This is a genomic window from Streptomyces pactum, from assembly GCF_002005225.1.
Taxonomy (GTDB): domain Bacteria; phylum Actinomycetota; class Actinomycetes; order Streptomycetales; family Streptomycetaceae; genus Streptomyces; species Streptomyces pactum_A.
This window is the reverse complement of record NZ_CP019724.1, coordinates 1909334-1925779: the sequence shown is the minus strand read 5'-3', so window position 1 is coordinate 1925779 and position 16446 is coordinate 1909334. Positions and strand designations below refer to the sequence as shown.

Sequence of the window (16446 nt, the reverse complement as noted above, 5' to 3'; positions counted from 1 at the left end):
GACATCCGCATGCCCCCGGACCCCTGGCAGCAGCACAACGTCACCTTCGCCGACCGCGAGAGCGCCCGGCGCGCCATCGCCGAACGCATCGCCCCCGCCCTCCTCGCCGCCGAACAGGACGGGCAGCTCACGGGCTGGTGGTTCATGAACAAGCAGCCCTGGCCGCTTCGGTACCGCGCCGACGAGCCATCACCCGCCGTCGAGACGATGCTGAGCGACCTCGTCCAGGACGGCACGGTCGTGTCATGGTTGCCGAGCATCTACGAGCCCGAGACCGAGGCATTCGGCGGGACCGAGGCCATGGAAGCCGCTCACGAGCTGTTCCACGAGGACAGCCGCCACCTGCTCACCCACCGGCCCGGGCCGGAGCACCTCGGGCGCCGGGAAACCGCCGTACTGCTGGCGAGCGCGATGATGCGGGCGGCAGGCCTGGACTGGTTCGAGCAGGGTGACGTGTGGGCGAAGGTCGCCGCCCTCCGGCCGGTCACCGGCCGTCCGCCCTCCGCACGGGCCGCCGAACTGGTGCCCGCGATGCGCAAGCTGATGACCGTGGACGCCCAGGGCCTGTGCCGCCCGGGCGGCCCGCTCGCCGGGCACGGCGGATGGGTGGCCGCGTTCGAGAGGGCAGGTGCCGAGCTGGCTTCCCTCGCTGATCGTGGTGCCCTCACACGCGGTCTTCGAGCCGTCGTCGCCCACCACGCGATCTTCCACTCCAACCGCGCCGGCCTCCTCAGAGGCGACCAGAGCGCAATGTCCGACATCGCACGAGAGGTAGTCATGGGAACGAGCGACAGCCCCACACCGTCCGGCGAAGCAGCGACCGGCGCGCAGCGCGTCCACGTCATTAACGACACGCTCGCCGCACCCGAAGCGGACGCCGAGCGCCTCCGGAACACCCTGGTCGACCAGTTGCGCGCGGACGGGCACGCCCGTACGCCCGCCGTCGAAAACGCACTGCGGACCGTCCCGCGCCACGTGTTCGTGCCCGAGGCGCCGCTCGAGGACGCCTACGCCAACGCGCCCGTGCACATCAAGTACGACACCGACGGCACCTCGATCTCCTGCGCCTCCCAGCCGGGCGTCGTCGCCCTCATGCTGGACCAGCTCGATGCCCGGCCCGGCGAGCGCGTCCTCGAACTCGGCACCGGCACCGGCTACAACGCCGCTCTCCTCGCCCACCTGGTCGGCGACAGCGGACACGTGACCACCCTCGACGTCGACGACGACCTGGTGGAGGGCGCCCGCGCGCATCTCGCCGCCGCAGGGATCGGCAACGTCACGGCGGTGACCCGCGACGGGGCCCTCGGCCACGCCGAAGGCGCACCGTACGACCGCATCATCGCCACCGTCGGCGCGCACGGCGTGCCGCACGCCTGGCTGCAGCAGCTCGCACCCGGCGGCCGGCTCCTCGTCCCCCAGCGCCTCAAGGGCACCGTCTCCCGCTCCATCGCCTACGAGCAGCGCGACGGCCGATGGGCGTCCCTCGGCAGCGAGATGAACACCTTCATGCCGCTTCGCAGGGGCATCGCCGACGACGACCGCAGCGTCATCCCGCTGAGCACGGACGGCACCGTACGCCTGCAGGCCCCGGCCGGGCAGAACATCGACGCCGACGCCCTCGCCGGCGTCCTGTACCAGCCGCGCACCGAGGAGTGGACCGGCGTGACGGTCCGCGCCATGGAGTCGCCCGAGTGGATGGAACTGTTCGTGACCTGCTCCCTCCCCTCGGGCCTGATCCGGCTGCTGTTCCCCCAGACCGCCAAGGGCACTCTGCTCACGGAGGACCCCTACCCCTCGTCGACCGCGGCGGTCGACAAGGGCGCCGTCGCCTACCTGGCGCGGCGCTTGTCGGAACGGAAGACGCCGGAGGGCGGCAGGCTCTGGGAGTTCGGCGTGATCGGTCACGGCCCCTGCAGCGACGAGCTGGCCGCGAAGGCCGCCGAGGCCATCCGCACCTGGGACCGGGAGTACCGCGGCCGTGAGGCCACCTTCGAGATCCAGCCCCTCGACGCCCCCGCCATCGAGCAGCGCCCCGGCCACTTTGCTCTCGACACCCCGCTGAACCGCATCGTCGTCGACTGGCGCTGACGCACCACGCGTAGCGGACGGTGGGTGCCCGCCCGCCGACGTACGGCGGACGGGCACCCACCGTCCCAGCAGCGCTCCAGCTCCCACTCACGCCCGGGGGACCCATGGACCCGTACGGACCCGCAGCCCAGCGCTTCCCGCTCGTCGCCCGATTCCGGCCTCCGTGTCTCCCTCTCCCCGAGCGCGTACGCAACCTCGTCGAACTCGCCGGCACCGCGGTCGAGAAGAGCGACCAGGGCCTCGCATCGTCCGCCTGCAACCAGGCCGCGCTCACCGCCTCCGACGCCGGCCTCCCCGACCTCGCCCGCGAACTGTGCCGCCGGCACGCCGCCGCCTACCTTCACGCCTGCCCCCTGCCCGGCATGAGCGCGATCCGGGGCCTGGAACCGGTCGTCAACCTCGCCCGCCTCCACATCCGCGCCGGCCGCGCGGACGAGGGACGACAGCGGCTGCTCGACCTGTACGCGGCGGTCGAGGCGGGTACGGCTGCCCAGTTCGAGGGCGTCGCCGTACCGGCGGACCTCACCGCGACCGACGAGGACCGCCACGAGGTCCGCGCGTGGCTGTGGCGCGTCCTCCTCGCCGACGGCACCCGCACTCTCACCACCACAGGACGATGGGCCGAGGCCGAAGCACACATCGAAGCCCACCGCGGCGTCGGCAGCCGGATGCTCGACGGGCGCCAGACCGCGGTGATCGCCGCGCTCACCGCCGGCGACACGACCCGGGCCGCTGCCCTTCTCGCCGAGACGAAGCCCGGCGACCCGTGGGAACAGGCCGTGACGGCCTGCCTGACCGTCCTGTGCCGCCGCGACGCCGGGCAGCCGGTCGACCGCCACGTGGCCGACCTGGTGACGGCATACACCGGGCGGAAGACCGACCCGGGCATGACCGTCTTCGACATCCGGTTCGGCCTCACCATCCTCGACGCGACCGGCTCCACCGAGCCATCTGTCGCGCGCCGCATGGTCGACGACCTTCACCGCAGGACCATCAACGCCCGGGACGGCTACGCGGCTCGCGAGACCCTGGCGCACCCTTTGTTCACCGCGATCGCCTCAAGCCGACAAACGCAGGATTGCCGCGACCTGGTGAGTGCCTGCGCCCTCGGGGCAGGCGGCATGCCGAACGAGTCGCAAGCAGAACTCACTTCGATCGTGCGCACCAGCGACAGCGTGATCCGGGCAAGTCTCGCCCGACCGTTCGATTCCGGACGTACGCCTCCTATGGAGAGAGGCTGAGGAAGCGCGGCTCGAAGAGTTCGCGGGAAGAGGAAACGTCCAAGAAGTAGGATGAGCGGCTGGCCCTCCAAGTACCCATGGAGCCCCCGATGCCCTATTTGCCGGAACCGGTGAAAGTCACCGAAACCGCGTCTCTGCGGCCATAAACACGCAGGTCAAGCAGTCTGCTCCCCGCACCCGCGGGGATGGTCCCGGCGCCTACCTGGCCGCGATCGGCGCGGTGAACTGCTCCCCGCACCCGCGGGGATGGTCCTCAACAAGACGTCCCGCCTGTTACCTCCACCGGCCTTCCGACCGTCTACGGGAGCCCTGGATGTGGCGGACAGCGGGGTCAGGCCGCCGGCAGGCGCAGCGAGCGGAGCCGTTCGGCCACTGCGAACGAGTCGAGACGCAGGGCGGTGATGTCGGCGATCAGGTCCCGCCAGGCCTCGAACTTGGTGTTCACCCGCTCCCCGTGCATCCCGAGGTACGCCACGGCCACACCGAAGCCGTACAGCTCGTTGCGGGCGGGCAGCGGCCGGAGCACGACGCACTCCTCAAGCATCACGGCCGCACGCCAGAAGGCGTCCGGGTGGTGCTGGTCGTGGCGCGGCGGGTCGACCTTGTGCCGGGCGGCCAGGCCGACGAACACGGAGTAGTCGTTGACCGCGAGATCGTCCAGCAGCTCGGCCTGGCGTTCCAGGAACCACCGGTAGTCGACGTAGTACTCGGCAGGCACAGGTCAGGCCGCCCGCGCGGCGGTCCGGGCCGGCGCGGGGCCTCCGTATTCAGCGTCGAACGCAGCGGCCGTTTCCGGGTCGCTGGTGACCTGCCGGAAGATCTCCGCGCCGTCGGCCAGCGCGCGCTCGCGCCGCTTCTCCTCGGCGACCTGCGCGAGGTAGGCGTCCAGCGGCAGCCCTGCCGCGTCGGCCAGGGCCCGCAGTGCATCTGCGGTGGTGTCGTCGATCTCGATGCCAGCCATGCCACGAGTATGCCGCGCGAGACCACGCCCAGGCCAGCCACCTGGAAATTACGCTTTGACCTGCTGGTTTCTGATCGCTTCCGCCACTTCGATCAGCCAGGCACCTCTTGGCGCCCGAGCGGAGCGATGACGCTGCCCGACGCCTTGATGCCGGCCAGTAGCGGCGACACCCGAGGTCGAAGGTGCGGTCGGGCTGGTCGAGCAGAGCGAAGTATCTGCCGAACGCCCGGAGGCTCCCGTGCTGCGGCCAGGGCTAGGCTCATGGCCGGACACGGTCACCGACGAGGGGGTTCCGAGGCATGAGCGGGAGAGTGACGGCGGTCAGCAGCAACGGGGAGTACTCGTTCACCAAGCCGAACAGGGACAGCGTCAGGTTGCTCGCCGGGCTCGGTGTGGAGGGGGACGTGCATGCCGGTGTGACGGTCAAGCACCGCTCGCGCATGGCGCAGGATCCCACCCAGCCGAACCTGCGCCAGGTCCACCTCATTCATGAGGAGCTTTTCGACGAGGTCGACGACGACGGATTCAAAGTGGCGCCCGGCGAACTCGGCGAGAACATCACCACGCGTGGCATCGATCTGCTCGGTCTGCCGGTCGGCACACTGCTGCGCATCGGCGACTCCGCAGTCCTGGAGGTTACCGGCCTCCGCAATCCCTGCCTGCAGATCGACAACTTCCAGGACGGACTGCTGAAGCAGGTCGTCGGTCGCGACGAGGCGGGGAACATCGTGCGCAAGGCCGGAATCATGAGCGTCGTGAAGGAAGGCGGTGTGGTGCGCCCCGGCGACAGTGTCGAGACGGAACTTCCCAGCGGTCCGCACCGACCCCTCGACCGGGTCTGACCGGCTCGCCGAGGTCGAGCCATGCCCGAACCCGCCGACAGGCAGCCTTCCAGCGGCAAGGACCCCCTTGCCGCTGGAAGGCTGCTTGTCGTACTGGTGGCGGACGTGGTGGCCGTGCTGTCGGCCGCCATCGTGCTCACCGTACGTGGACTGGGACGGACGGACACCACCCCCGGACAGACAGCGACCAGCGTGCCGCTCCTGGACGGGGCGCCAGTGCTGGGTTTGGGGCCCTGATCTGGCGTGGAATCGGCCCTATGGCCGGCGGGGCGGCCACGGGCGCCGGTGGCTGAAGCTGACTGCATCGACTGCACTCGCTGGTCAGAAATGGTCGAGGGGCTCGGCTGCGTAGGTCCCGTCCTCCAACTGCACGTCAGTCAGTTCGAAGAGGCGTTGGCGGCCGCTGACCCAAGGAGTGATCTTGGTCCCGGTGGGCCGGGTGGTCTCGTACCGCACGGGCCTGCCGTCGGCTTCCTCGGTGCGCAGGAGGGTGAAGCGGCGTACGCGAGGCGGCTCGGCGGGAGTGGCGGCCGGGCTCCGTCGGTACAGCCGGGTACCGGCGACGGCAGCGGCGAGAAGTACGACGAGCAGCCACTGGCCCAGGGCCGTTCCGAGAAGATCCAGGCCCTGGTCGAGGGCGAGGGAGACGAGGGCGGTCATGGCGGCATCACTCCTGGGTGGCGCGGTCATGGCCCGCCGGGGTGACGGACCGCGCCGACTGTGCGGGAGAGGGGTGTTAGGCGCGCAACCCCCATTTGATCTGCCTCATCTGTCCTGCTGATGCTCGCTGGTGGTGTCGGCCCCTGCATGGGTGCCGCCCTCGTCGAGAACGACCAGCGGTACGTCGTCGCCGGAGCCCCAGCCGGGTGGCACGGCGAAGGCCGACGGCGCATCCCCGCTCCAGGGGGCAGGTGGTTCAGGTGACACAGGGGCCCGACGGCCGGTGGCCAGGGCGGCGACGGCGGAACGGAAGACGGGCACGTTCTCGCTGGTCATCTCGTAGGCGATGATTTTGTGCCAGCTGGGATTGTCCGGGTCGTGGACCGGGGCGATGGGCACACTGATGCCTTCGGGCCACCAGCCCTCGCGCACGCCGCGCGGGACGGCACGGGACAGGGCGACGGTCGGGCCGTTGAGTTTCCCGATAGCGGCGCGTAGTTGGTCCGCGTCGATGTAACCGTCGCCGTCGACGATGACCATCTCGGCGAACCGGCGGGCGCCGGCGGTCAGCGAGCGCAGGAAGCGCGTGGCGCGCTCGACGGTCCAGGCGGTGTCGACGGCCGCGACAGTCAGTTCTGCGTGGTGCGCTGCGGCGAGCGCGACGAGCTTCTCGGTGAAGTCCTTGTCCGCGCCCTCGATCGTGATCTTCATATGGCCTTCCGTCAGATTCTTACTCAGTTCTGCGGGATCTCCATGAAGAGTAGGCCCGCGCTTCCCGGCAGGCATGTAGCACCCGAAGAATCTGGCCGGAATTCTCCATGAGGAGAGGTGATCTGTCCGGCGGCTGGGCACGACGGGACATCTGGCATCGGATAACCTCTCCTTATCCGACGTCATGAACAATCGGGGGAGTGCCTGTTGAGCATCGACACCGAGCACCCGTCGGGAGAGGGGGGCACGACTCCCGTTCCGGCGGAGCGGTCCCCGCTGGTCGTCCAGTGGGCGGAGCGCCACGGTGTCGAGGTCGCGCGGCGCCTGGCGGACGCGGAGGACTTCGCGGACGAGGTACGGCGGCGACTGCGACCGGCCAACACGACGGACACGTACGCGAAGGCGTGGAAGGTCTGGACGCGGTTCTGCGGAACGCAGGGCTTTCCCGAACTGGAATGCACGCGTGGTGCGTTGGTGGCGTTCGTCGTGTGGCTGCTGGACCGGGGCCGGGTGGACGGGAAGGGCTACGCCCCGTCGTCGGCGAGCACGATCCTCGCCGGAGCCGTCGTGGAGCTGCGCCGCCGTGGCGCGGAGGTGAACCGGGACGACCAGGCGCAGGCCCGGGTGACCCTGGAGGCGGCAGCCGTGGAGTTGCTGAAGGCGGGGGAGCGGCGAGGCCGGGGCCAGGCCGCCGCGGCCGAGGTCCCCGACCTGTACCGGGTGGCGAGGGCATGCCCCGACACCCTCGCCGGAACTCGGGACAAGGCGCTCGTCCTGACCGGCTTCCACTACGCCTCGCGTGCCCAGGACCCCGCCGGACTCCTCGCCGGAGACGTCGCCCTCACCTCGCGCGGCCTGGTCGTGTCGGTGCTCACCGGCAAGACGAAGCACAGCGTCCGTGATGCGAAGATCAACTACCAGCAGGATCCGGCGATTTGCCCGGTGGAAGCGTGGAAGATGTACCGGGCCCGCCTCGCCGCCGAGGCCCCGTCGCACTGGTCGGAGCCGGACGCCCCCGCGTTCGTCGGCGTCGACCGGCACGGCAACGTCACCGGCGGCATGGTCCCCGACTCCGTCACCCGGGCCGTGAAGCGGATCAGCGCCCGCGCCGGGATCCCGCTCGCCTGGACCGGCCACTCCCTCCGCATCGGCCTGGCCACGACCGCCCGCAAGAAGGGCAAGGATGCCGTGGCGATCGCCGACCAGGGCGGCTGGGCCCGGCACTCCCGCTCCATGAACGGCTATTTCCAGCGGGTCGACGGCTGGGAGGACAACGCCACCGCCGGCCTCACCTGACCAGTGGGCGGCGACAGGAGGCCGCCCGCGACAAGACCAGAACCACATGGCCCTGGACTCGCCACGCAGGAAGGCTGCTTCGTTCCGGCACGGAGGACCGGTGCCGGGGCGAAGCGCGGACGACGAGTGCGCAGATCGCGTGTGTCAGTCGTCCGGGAGGTTGGTGGTGGACCACTCGTTGGCGAAGTGTTCCATCTGCTTCAGCACCAGGTCGATGGCCTCCGGGGCCTGGTCCGGAGGGTAGTTGCGGCGGGCCAGGAGGCGTTTGATGGCGCTGCGCAAGCGGGCCCGGACCGGCTCGCGGGCGATCCAGTCCGGCTTGAGCTTGCTCCGTACCTCAGCGACCAGTTCGCGGGCGATCCCGGCCAGCACCTCATCGCCCATCACCGAACGCGCCGTGCCGTGGTCGGCGACCGCGTCGTAGAAGGCGAGCTCGCGCCAGTCCAGCGGCGGGTCGAACTTCTCGCCGCGCCGGCTGTCCTCCATGACCTCCTTGGCCATCTCGATCAGCTTGGCGATGAGCTCAGCGCTCGTGTACTGCTGCCGCATGTACCGGACCATCAGGTCCTGAAGCCGCTCGGAGAACGTCGTGCGGCGCACGACGTTGTGCCGTGTCACCTCACGCATCTTCTTCTCGATGAGCCGCCGCAGCGCCTCCGCCGCCAGGTGCGGGGTCTCGCTGTTCAGCAGCCGGCCGACGAGCGCGTCGTTGAGCTGCGTCAGGTCGGCGGTCTCCAGGCCGGCCTCCGCGAACAGGTCCGTCACGCCGCTGGTCTCGACGACCGAGGAGGTCAGCTGCGCCAGGTACAGCTCGACATCGCGGGCCACCGGCAGACCGCGCGCCTCGCGGTCCATCGCGTCGTACTTCGCCATGTAGGCGCGGACCTCGACGAAGAACTGGATGTCCCGCCGCCAGGTCGGGTGGTCCGGGAACCGCTCGCCGATGTTCGTGGCGCTGCCGCACAGCGCGTAGAAGCGCTCCAGCCGGTGGGCGTGGTCGCGGAAGCGGCGCCCGAGGGTCTGCCGGGGATCGTCCAGCTTCTCCGGGTCGTTGCCCGCGGTCTGCGGGTCCCGGAGGTAGTTGGCGGCCCGGATGGCGGCGTCGATGAACGCTGTCCTCGCCGGCATGGCCAGCCGTTCCCGCCAGCCGAAACCGCGCAGGATGTCCGAGAGGACGTCGTACTCGTTGCGCAGCTCGTCCAGAGCCCGGTCGACGTCCTGTCCGAGCGTGCGGTCCTCCTGGTCGGCCTCGGTGTACTCGGCGATCGCCCGCTGGAGGTTCTCGGTCAGCGGCGCATACCCGACGAGGAGGCCGTCCTGCTTTGCACGGAAGCGGCGGTTGACGCGGGCCAGCGCCTGCATCAGGTTGGCGCCCTTGAGCGGCCGGTCCAGGTACATCGTGTGGACCGGCGGGGCGTCGAAGCCGGTCAGCAGCATGTTGTTGACGATGAGCAGCTCGAGCTCGTCGTCGGGGTCCTTCGCCCGGTTGATGACCGCCTTCCGCCGGGTGTCGCTCAGGGAGTGGGCGAGCAGGCGGTCGGGGTCCTTGCGCGAGTTCGTGGAGAAGACGACCTTCATGGCGCCCTTGTCGATCTCGTCGCTGTGCCATTCGGGCCGCAGCTCGCGCAGGGCGTCATAGACGCGGACGCAGATCTCCCGGGTCGCGCACACGACCATCGCCTTGCCGGCCGCACCGCCCTTCTCCGAGACGCCGACGAACGGATGCATCCGCTCTCGCCGCGCCTCCCAGTGCTTTACCAGGTTTTCGGCGAGGTCCCGTATGCGGGCGGGCGTGCCGTACATCGCGTTCATCGTGGCGACGGCCTGCTCGACGCGGCGGCGCTCGGTGTCGTCGAGACCGTCGGTGATGCGGTCGGCCTCCTCGTCGATCTTCGTGGGATCGACGTCCTTGTCGAGGACGAGCGAGATCACCCGGCTCTCGTGGAAGACCTTGACGGTGGCCCCGTCGTCGGCGGCCCGCTTGAGGTCGTAGATGTCGACGTAGCCGTCGTACGCGCCCTTGTCGCCGAACACGTCACGGGTGTTGCGGTCGTCCTGGGAGATCGGGGTGCCGGTGAAGGCCAGCAGCGTGGCGTGCGGAAGCGCGTCACGCAGGTGGCGGGCGTAGCCGTTGAGGGAGTCGTAGTGGCTGCGGTGCGCCTCGTCGACGACCACCACGATGTTGCGCCGGTCGGAGAGGAGTGGATGGTCCGCGCCGGACTCCTTCTCCTCTTTCGTACGGCCGAACTTCTGCAGCGTGGTGAAGAGGATGCCGCCGACGCCCTTGGCCGCCAGTTTCTCGCGAAGCTCGGCCCGGGTCTGCACCTGGTGCGGGCTCTCCGGGAGGACCTCGCTCTCGAGGAAGGTGGAGAACAGCTGGTCGTCGAGGTCGGTTCGGTCCGTGATGACCACGACCGTCGGGTTCAGCAGCGCCGGGTCGCGCATCACCATCGTCGTGGTGAGCACCATCTCCTCGGATTTGCCCGAGCCCTGCGTGTGCCAGACGACGCCGGCCTTGCCGTCGCTTGCCGCGGCCTCTCGTACGGCCTCGGCGGCGCGGGTCACCGCGTAGAACTGGTGCGGCTTGGCGATCCGCTTCATCCGCCTCGACGGGACGAAGTTGACGAAGGACCGGACGAGGGAGAGGAAGCGCGGCTGGGTGAACAGGCCGTGCAGGGCGAGGTTCTGTCCCGAGTCCCATATGCCCTCGGCCTCTAGCACGTCGACGCGGTTGCCGAACTCGTCCGTGTTCCACGGCGCGAAGTGCTCGTACGGGGTGAAGGGCGTGCCGTACTTCGCGGTGATGCCGTCGGAGAGCAGGACCACCGCGTTGTAGCGGAAGGCGGTCGGGAACTCCTGGACGTACCGGGTGACCTGCGAGTGCGCCGTCTGGAGCGTGGCGTCCTCGTCGCCGGCCCGCTTCAGCTCCAGCACGGCGACGGGCAGGCCGTTGACGTACAGGACGACGTCGAAGCGGCGATTCTTCTCACCGTCGATGACGGTGACCTGGTTGAGCGCGCGGTAGACGTTCGCGTCGGGATCGTCCAGGTTGACGAGACTGATGGTCGGGTTGTGCTCGGCGCCGAAGGCGTCGGTGTACGTGACGGAGCGGATGCCGGTCGTCAGGTACTCGTGGGCGGTGCGGTTCTCCTCGTACGTGTCCTGAGACGCCGGGGCCGCGGCCGTGGCGACGGCCTCGCGGACGGCGTCCGGGGGCAGGCCGGGGTTGAGCCGCTCGACGGCCTCACGGAGGTCGGGGTAGAGGATCAGGTCGTCCCACGACCTGCGGTGATCGGAGCCGGGAGCGAACGCGTTGCCGGGCGCGGGTTCCCAGGCGAGCTCGCCCAGCTCGTCGAGGGCGAGCAGTTCCCAGTCGGACTCGTGGGGGCGGTGGTTGTCTCTGCCGTCGTCCTCGTGCGTCATGCGTGGTCCTCGACAATCTTCTCGGCGTCCTTGACGCGCAGCCGGCCGGACATGAGCTGGGGGAGGAGGGTGTCGCGGAGGGTGCCGAGGAGCCGGTTCTCACTCTGCAAGGATTTAACATGGGCGAACGCTGTTGCGGCTTCCTCACCAAAAACCGCCAGAGCTTCTGCTTCCGGTCGTTTTACGAAGTAGTTAGCTGCATCCGTCGCACTTACGCGCTGGCGCCCGGAAGTGCCGATCATGTTACGAATGGCATGTGCGCGGAATCTTGCATCACGCGCCAAGAAATAGCTGAGTTCTTTAGGGACCCCACTGCGGGAGCGCATGACGATGAATTCAGTGGATCCAAGCCCTACCTCGCCATCCTCCATGAAGTCGACATATCCGGTCTTCCCGTTTTCTAGGCACGGAGTGATGCGCGCCAGGAGTGTGTCACCGTTCATGAACCGTGGGCCGGACTTGGGTGCCCGCCGAGTCCATGTTGGGATGCTGGCTTGATCGGTCTGCAATGCGGCCATGTCCACATAGACCGGCTCATCTGCAGAGGGTTTGGTTAGCTTTGGATTGAAGGTGATCAAGGCCGTGACTGGAATGGCGTGTTCATCGTCAGGTTCGCCGGACAGGCCCATGGCGGTGTACTTGCAGTGGAGTAGCTGTTCGTACGTGGCCGCGATGCGCCTATTGACATCGATCTTGTCATCCAATGCGCCCAATAGGGTCGCGATGGCATCCTGTTCCGGCCGCTCCGGCACCTTGATCGGGAAGGAGCTGATGTAGTTCCTGTTCAGCATGGGCTGAACACTTCCCGAATTGAATCCAGCGAGATCCAGTACTTGGAAAAGATGGTATGTGAACCGTACGTTGTTTCCTCGGAAATCGGTCACATAGAGCGTTGTATTGAGAGGCCAAAAATCCTTCTCGGTCAATGTTGGCACACCGAGATTGGCGGCTCGTCCGATACTGATACCTGGCCCGGGGGCTCTAGACTCATTGTGCCAGCCCGTGATGCCGCCACTTCCTACAACGGGGATATTCCCGGGAAGGCGTTGCCCCGAAGGAAGGTCATGTCCTCGTTGAAGGCTGACAAATTCACCCAGCGTAGTATCGAACCACTCAGGCACTGGCCCTCCCCAACTGCTTCCGTACCGTCTTCTCCAGCTCCGCCGACTTGTCGAACAGCCGGTGCAATTCATCAGTCAGTTTGGTGATCCTCTCGGCAATCGCCTCCGCGTTTTCTTCCTCTGCTTGGGCAGCTCCCACGTAGGGCCCTGGCGTCAGAACGTATCCGCGCTTGCGTACGGTTTCCAGGTCTGCCGAGAGACAGAACCCCGGTTCGTCCTTGTACGTCAGCCCCTGTTCGCGCGCTGACGCTGTGCCCCGCCACGCGTGGTACGCTCCAGCGATCTTCGCCAGATCGGCGTCTGTCAGGACGCGCTCGGTCCGGTCGACCATCTTGCCCATGTTCCGGGCGTCGATGAAGAGGATCTCACCGCGCCGGTCCTCCAGGCGCTTTGCGCCCTGCGGGGTCTTGTCCTTGGCCAGGAACCACAGGCAGGCCGCGATCTGAGTTGTGCGGAAGAGCTGGGGCGGCAGCGCGACCATGCAGGCCACCAGGTCCGCTTCGACCAGCGCCTGGCGGATCTCGCCCTCGCCACTCGACTGGGAGCTCATCGAGCCGTTGGCCAGGACGATGCCGGCCGTGCCCCGCTCGCCCAGCTTCGAGATCATGTGCTGGAGCCACGCGTAGTTCGCGTTGTTCCGCGGCGGCACCCCGTACTTCCACCGCGCGTCGCCCTCGTCCCGCGCCCAGTCCTTGATGTTGAAGGGCGGGTTGGCCATCACGAAGTCGGCCTTGAGGTCCGGGTGCTTGTCCTCGGCGAAGGTGTCGCCCCAGCGACCGGCGAGGTTGCCGTCGATGCCGTGGATGGCGAGGTTCATCTTGGCCAGACGCCACGTGCGCTCGTTGAGCTCCTGGCCGTAGACCGCGATGTCCGCCTTGTGGCCGCGGCCCCGGTGCGCCTCGATGAACTTGCTGGCCTGGACGAACATGCCGCCCGAGCCGCACGCCGGGTCGTACACCCGGCCCCCGTACGGCTCCAGGATCTCGACGATCAGTCGGACGACCGACTGCGGGGTGTAGAACTCACCACCCCGCTTGCCCTCCGCCCGTGCGAAGTTGCCGAGGAAGTACTCGTAGACCTCGCCCAGGACATCCTGTGCCGGCTTGTCCTCGGTGCCGCCGAAGCGGGCGTCGCTGATGAGGTCGACGAGCTCGGCCAGACGCTTTTGGTCGACGTTGTCGCGGTTGAAGATCTTCGGCAGGACGCCCTTCAGCGAGGCGTTCTCCGCCATGACCGCGTCCATCGCCTCGTCGAGGAGCCTGCCGACGCCCTGGCTCTTGGCGTTCGCGGCGATCCACGACCACCGCGCGGTCTCCGGGACCCAGAAGACGTGGGCACCGGTGTACTCGTCGCGGTCCTCCAGGAAGTCGTCGAGGCGCTCCTCGTCGATGCCGTCCTCGGCGAGCTCCTTCCTCAGCTCGTTGCGGCGCTCGTCGAAGGCGTCGGAGACGTACTTCAGGAAGATCAGGCCGAGGACGAACTCCTTGTACTGCGCGGCGTCGATGGAGCCGCGCAGCTTGTCCGCGGCCTTCCACAGGATGGCCTGGATCTCCTTGGCGGTGGAGGCGCTGAACAGCTCCGCCTGGTCGGTGGCTTTCTTCGTGCCGGGAGGCATGGGGTAGGAGGTCTCCTTCGGTCGGTCCATCGGTCGGTGTTCAGTCGGTCATGCGGTTCGGTCATCGGTCCCGGGGCCGGGAAGGTCCTGGAAGGTCAGCGTGCCGTCGGCCACGCCGGCGGCGGCTGTGCGGGCCAGGTCGTCCAGAGCCGCGCACTGCTCCCGCAGGAGCGCCGCCCGGTCCTCGACCTCGGACAGCAGGGCGTCGAAGCGCTCAGCCTCCTCCCGCCCCAGGTCCGGGACGAGGAGGTCCTCGATGCCCCGGGAGGCGCGTACGGCCCCGCTGGTGCGCGAGTACTCGGCGGCCGCCGCCCGCAGCAGCGCCGCCAGCACCCGGGGGAAGACCGGGGGATCGGCGTCCGGCCGTACCCGCAGGACGCGGCCCGGAGCGGCGACCACGGACAGGCCGGCCTCGTCGACGTAGACACCGAAGCGCGGGTTCGCGGTGATGACGAGGTCGCCGGGCTCGGTGAATTCGGCGTGGTCGTACGCGGTGAGCAGTAAACCGCGGTCGATACGGCGGCCGCCCGGGCGCGCGATGCCCAGGACCTCCTCGGGAGTGAGCACCGTGTAGTGGCCCTCGGCCGCGATGTGCTCGGGGGCGATCCGGTGTCCGGGGCGGCGGCGCAGCCGGCGCTGCTCGACGAGCCGCCGGACGGTGGTGCGACGGGGCTGCTGCTGGTCTTCGGAGCGCAGCACGGCCTGGATGCGCAACGCCGCGCGCAGATCGGCCCGGTGGCTCGCCGAGGAGTGCTCGTGGAGCTCGATCAGGCGCCGTTCCAGGCCGCTGATACGGGCCGGTCGCTCGATGACGCCGCGCGTGTAGCGGGACTCGTGCGGGCGGTGCTGCGGGCTGAAGGGGGTGCCGGGCCGATCGTCGAGGTCCTTGGCGGGGACGATGACGGCGTGGCAGGGCTCGTGCCTGCGGTCGCCGTGCCAGCGGGAAGCGCGCCAGATGGCGATGTCCTCCGCGAGCGCGTCGAGGACCGGCTCGGTCAGCGGGCGCGCGGAGAGGTCGGCGAGGAGGACGAGGCCCGTGCGTTCCTCCTCCGCCGTGCGGGACAGGACCCACACGGCGCTGCGGTAGCCGGGGCGGTAGGGGAGCACGCCCTCGGGGAGGCCGATCGCGGCCTTGAGCAGACCGGAACGGAGGAAGGAGCGGCGCAGGCGGTCGGCCTCGTCGTGCCGGGGCAAGGGGCCTACGAGGACGTCGGCGGGGCCGAGGACCACGGCCGTGGAGCCGGCGCCGAGGTAGTCGGTGAGCCCCTGTATCCGGTCCAGTACCGCCACCGGGTCACGGACCTCCGCGGCCTCGTAGGGCAGGGCGCAGACCAGCAGGTGAGGGTCGCCCCACACGTCGACGGAGGCTGCCAGTTCTTCGCCCTCGGTGACGTCTAGCTGGAACTCGTACACTCCGCGCACCAGCATCCGGCGGCGTACGAGCCGGGCCCGGGCCGGGTCAGGGTCGCAGGCGAGGTAGGTGTGGCCGGAACCCTCCGGCGCCAGGGTGTGCAGGGCGGCGAGGAGGTCGCCGGTGCGGGCGTAGGGGGTGGCGAGGACGGCTTCCTCGTCCAGGTCCTCCACCCCGGCCAGGGAGGCGAGCGCACGGACGACGGCCGGGGCGGGCTCGTCGCCGGCCGGGTCGTGGGAGCCGAGGCGTCGGCGGGCCTCCAAAACCCAGTCGAAGGCCTCGGCGGGTGTGTAGGCGGCCTCGACCAGCTCGTCGGCGAGGGTGGCCAGTGCCGAGCCCCTGGTGCCTGCGGGGCCCATGGGCCCCTCGGAGTCGCCGGTGTGGTCGTCCGGGTTGCCAGGTATGGCACGCAGCTCTGACAACAGGAACTGGTCCTCCGGGTCCAGGTCGGCGGCTCGGGCCAGCAGCCCGTCCCAGTCCTGGCCGGAGACGGGCGCGTCGAGCTGCTGGCGGAGGCAGATCAAGGCGGTCAGCGCCCCCACCAGGACGGGAGCCGGCAAGTCGGGTGTACGCCAGGCGGCGAGGGTGTGCAGGGACAGCTCTGCGCGAAGGCGGCGGGCATCGGTGTTGCCGCGACCGGTCGACGACAGCCAGTCGACGATCGCACGCCCGTCGAACAGGGGCCGGCCGTCCACGTGGTCGACGGGCGCTGGAAAGTCGGGATGCCGGCGGCTCCAGGTGGTGGGGACGGGCCGCTGTACTTGGGCGAGGGCGGCGATCTCGGCGTAAGTGATCCGCCAGGCCGGCGTTTCGGGCACGATGGGCGATACGGCTTCGCGTGCGGTGGTCACTCGACCCCGTCCCCCTCCGTGTCGGGCCTGTTCCTCATTGGCCGCTCCCGGGTGGATCGCCCGGTCTCACGGCAGGCAGAACATTACAGCCAAGGGCGCATCGTGCTCCCGATCGGTCTGATAACCCGGGTTACCAGGGTAAATAGAGAGCCTCTGATTCGGATCAGGTGCACCTTTGGTGTCCGCTCACCGCACCACGTTCCGTACGGAGGTCCCACCATGGCCG

The 16446-nt window shown here is 69.2% G+C and carries 12 protein-coding genes; 4 read left to right on the top strand and 8 right to left on the bottom strand.

Annotated features, from left to right (window positions below):
- Window positions 1-9: 9 nt before the first annotated feature.
- Entirely contained in the window at window positions 10-2088 is a 2079-nt protein-coding gene (gene fxlM / locus B1H29_RS07985; RefSeq protein ID WP_055419569.1) for a methyltransferase, FxLD system, read from the top strand.
- Window positions 2089-2192: 104 nt separating this feature from the next.
- Window positions 2193-3329, top strand: a complete 1137-nt coding sequence (locus tag B1H29_RS07980; RefSeq protein ID WP_055419568.1) for a hypothetical protein — start codon at window positions 2193-2195, stop codon at window positions 3327-3329.
- Between the two features lie 331 nt (window positions 3330-3660).
- Here B1H29_RS07980 and B1H29_RS07975 read toward each other — a convergent pair whose 3' ends face one another.
- Entirely contained in the window at window positions 3661-4047 is a 387-nt protein-coding gene (locus B1H29_RS07975) for a hypothetical protein (protein WP_055419567.1), read from the bottom strand.
- Window positions 4048-4050: 3 nt separating this feature from the next.
- Window positions 4051-4290 (bottom strand): hypothetical protein, encoded by a 240-nt coding sequence (locus tag B1H29_RS07970; RefSeq protein WP_055419566.1) that lies wholly within the window; start codon window positions 4288-4290, stop codon window positions 4051-4053.
- A 299-nt stretch (window positions 4291-4589) separates the two neighbouring features.
- Between B1H29_RS07970 and B1H29_RS07965 the strand changes: the two genes are divergently transcribed.
- A complete protein-coding gene (locus B1H29_RS07965) occupies window positions 4590-5132 on the top strand; it encodes an MOSC domain-containing protein (protein WP_199832380.1) in 543 nt (180 codons plus the stop codon).
- A gap of 321 nt (window positions 5133-5453) precedes the next feature.
- Here B1H29_RS07965 and B1H29_RS07960 read toward each other — a convergent pair whose 3' ends face one another.
- Both B1H29_RS07960 and B1H29_RS07955 read right to left on the bottom strand, forming a co-directional pair.
- Window positions 5454-5792 (bottom strand): hypothetical protein, encoded by a 339-nt coding sequence (locus tag B1H29_RS07960; RefSeq protein ID WP_055419564.1) that lies wholly within the window; start codon window positions 5790-5792, stop codon window positions 5454-5456.
- 105 nt (window positions 5793-5897) lie between these two features.
- Window positions 5898-6503 carry a hypothetical protein gene (locus tag B1H29_RS07955; RefSeq protein ID WP_234393072.1) on the bottom strand — a complete coding sequence of 202 codons (606 nt, stop codon included), beginning with the start codon at window positions 6501-6503 and terminating at the stop codon, window positions 5898-5900.
- Window positions 6504-6710: 207 nt separating this feature from the next.
- Between B1H29_RS07955 and B1H29_RS07950 the strand changes: the two genes are divergently transcribed.
- Entirely contained in the window at window positions 6711-7799 is a 1089-nt protein-coding gene (locus B1H29_RS07950) for a tyrosine-type recombinase/integrase (RefSeq protein ID WP_234393071.1), read from the top strand.
- 144 nt (window positions 7800-7943) lie between these two features.
- On the opposite strand, the gene B1H29_RS07945 is transcribed toward B1H29_RS07950, so the two are convergent.
- The 4 genes from B1H29_RS07945 to B1H29_RS07930 are packed head-to-tail and all read right to left on the bottom strand — an operon-like array spanning window position 7944 to window position 16220.
- Window positions 7944-11222: a type I restriction endonuclease subunit R gene (locus B1H29_RS07945; protein ID WP_055419563.1), complete on the bottom strand. Its 3279-nt coding sequence runs from the start codon at window positions 11220-11222 to the stop codon at window positions 7944-7946.
- Entirely contained in the window at window positions 11219-12343 is a 1125-nt protein-coding gene (locus tag B1H29_RS07940; RefSeq protein WP_159027798.1) for a restriction endonuclease subunit S, read from the bottom strand. The genes B1H29_RS07945 and B1H29_RS07940 overlap by 4 nt, the downstream gene beginning before the upstream one ends.
- Complete coding sequence (locus tag B1H29_RS07935; RefSeq protein WP_055419961.1) at window positions 12336-13958, bottom strand: type I restriction-modification system subunit M; 1623 nt, start codon at window positions 13956-13958, stop codon at window positions 12336-12338. The genes B1H29_RS07940 and B1H29_RS07935 overlap by 8 nt, the downstream gene beginning before the upstream one ends.
- A 48-nt stretch (window positions 13959-14006) precedes the next feature.
- Window positions 14007-16220 carry a hypothetical protein gene (locus tag B1H29_RS07930; protein WP_055419561.1) on the bottom strand — a complete coding sequence of 738 codons (2214 nt, stop codon included), beginning with the start codon at window positions 16218-16220 and terminating at the stop codon, window positions 14007-14009.
- Window positions 16221-16446: the final 226 nt, after the last annotated feature.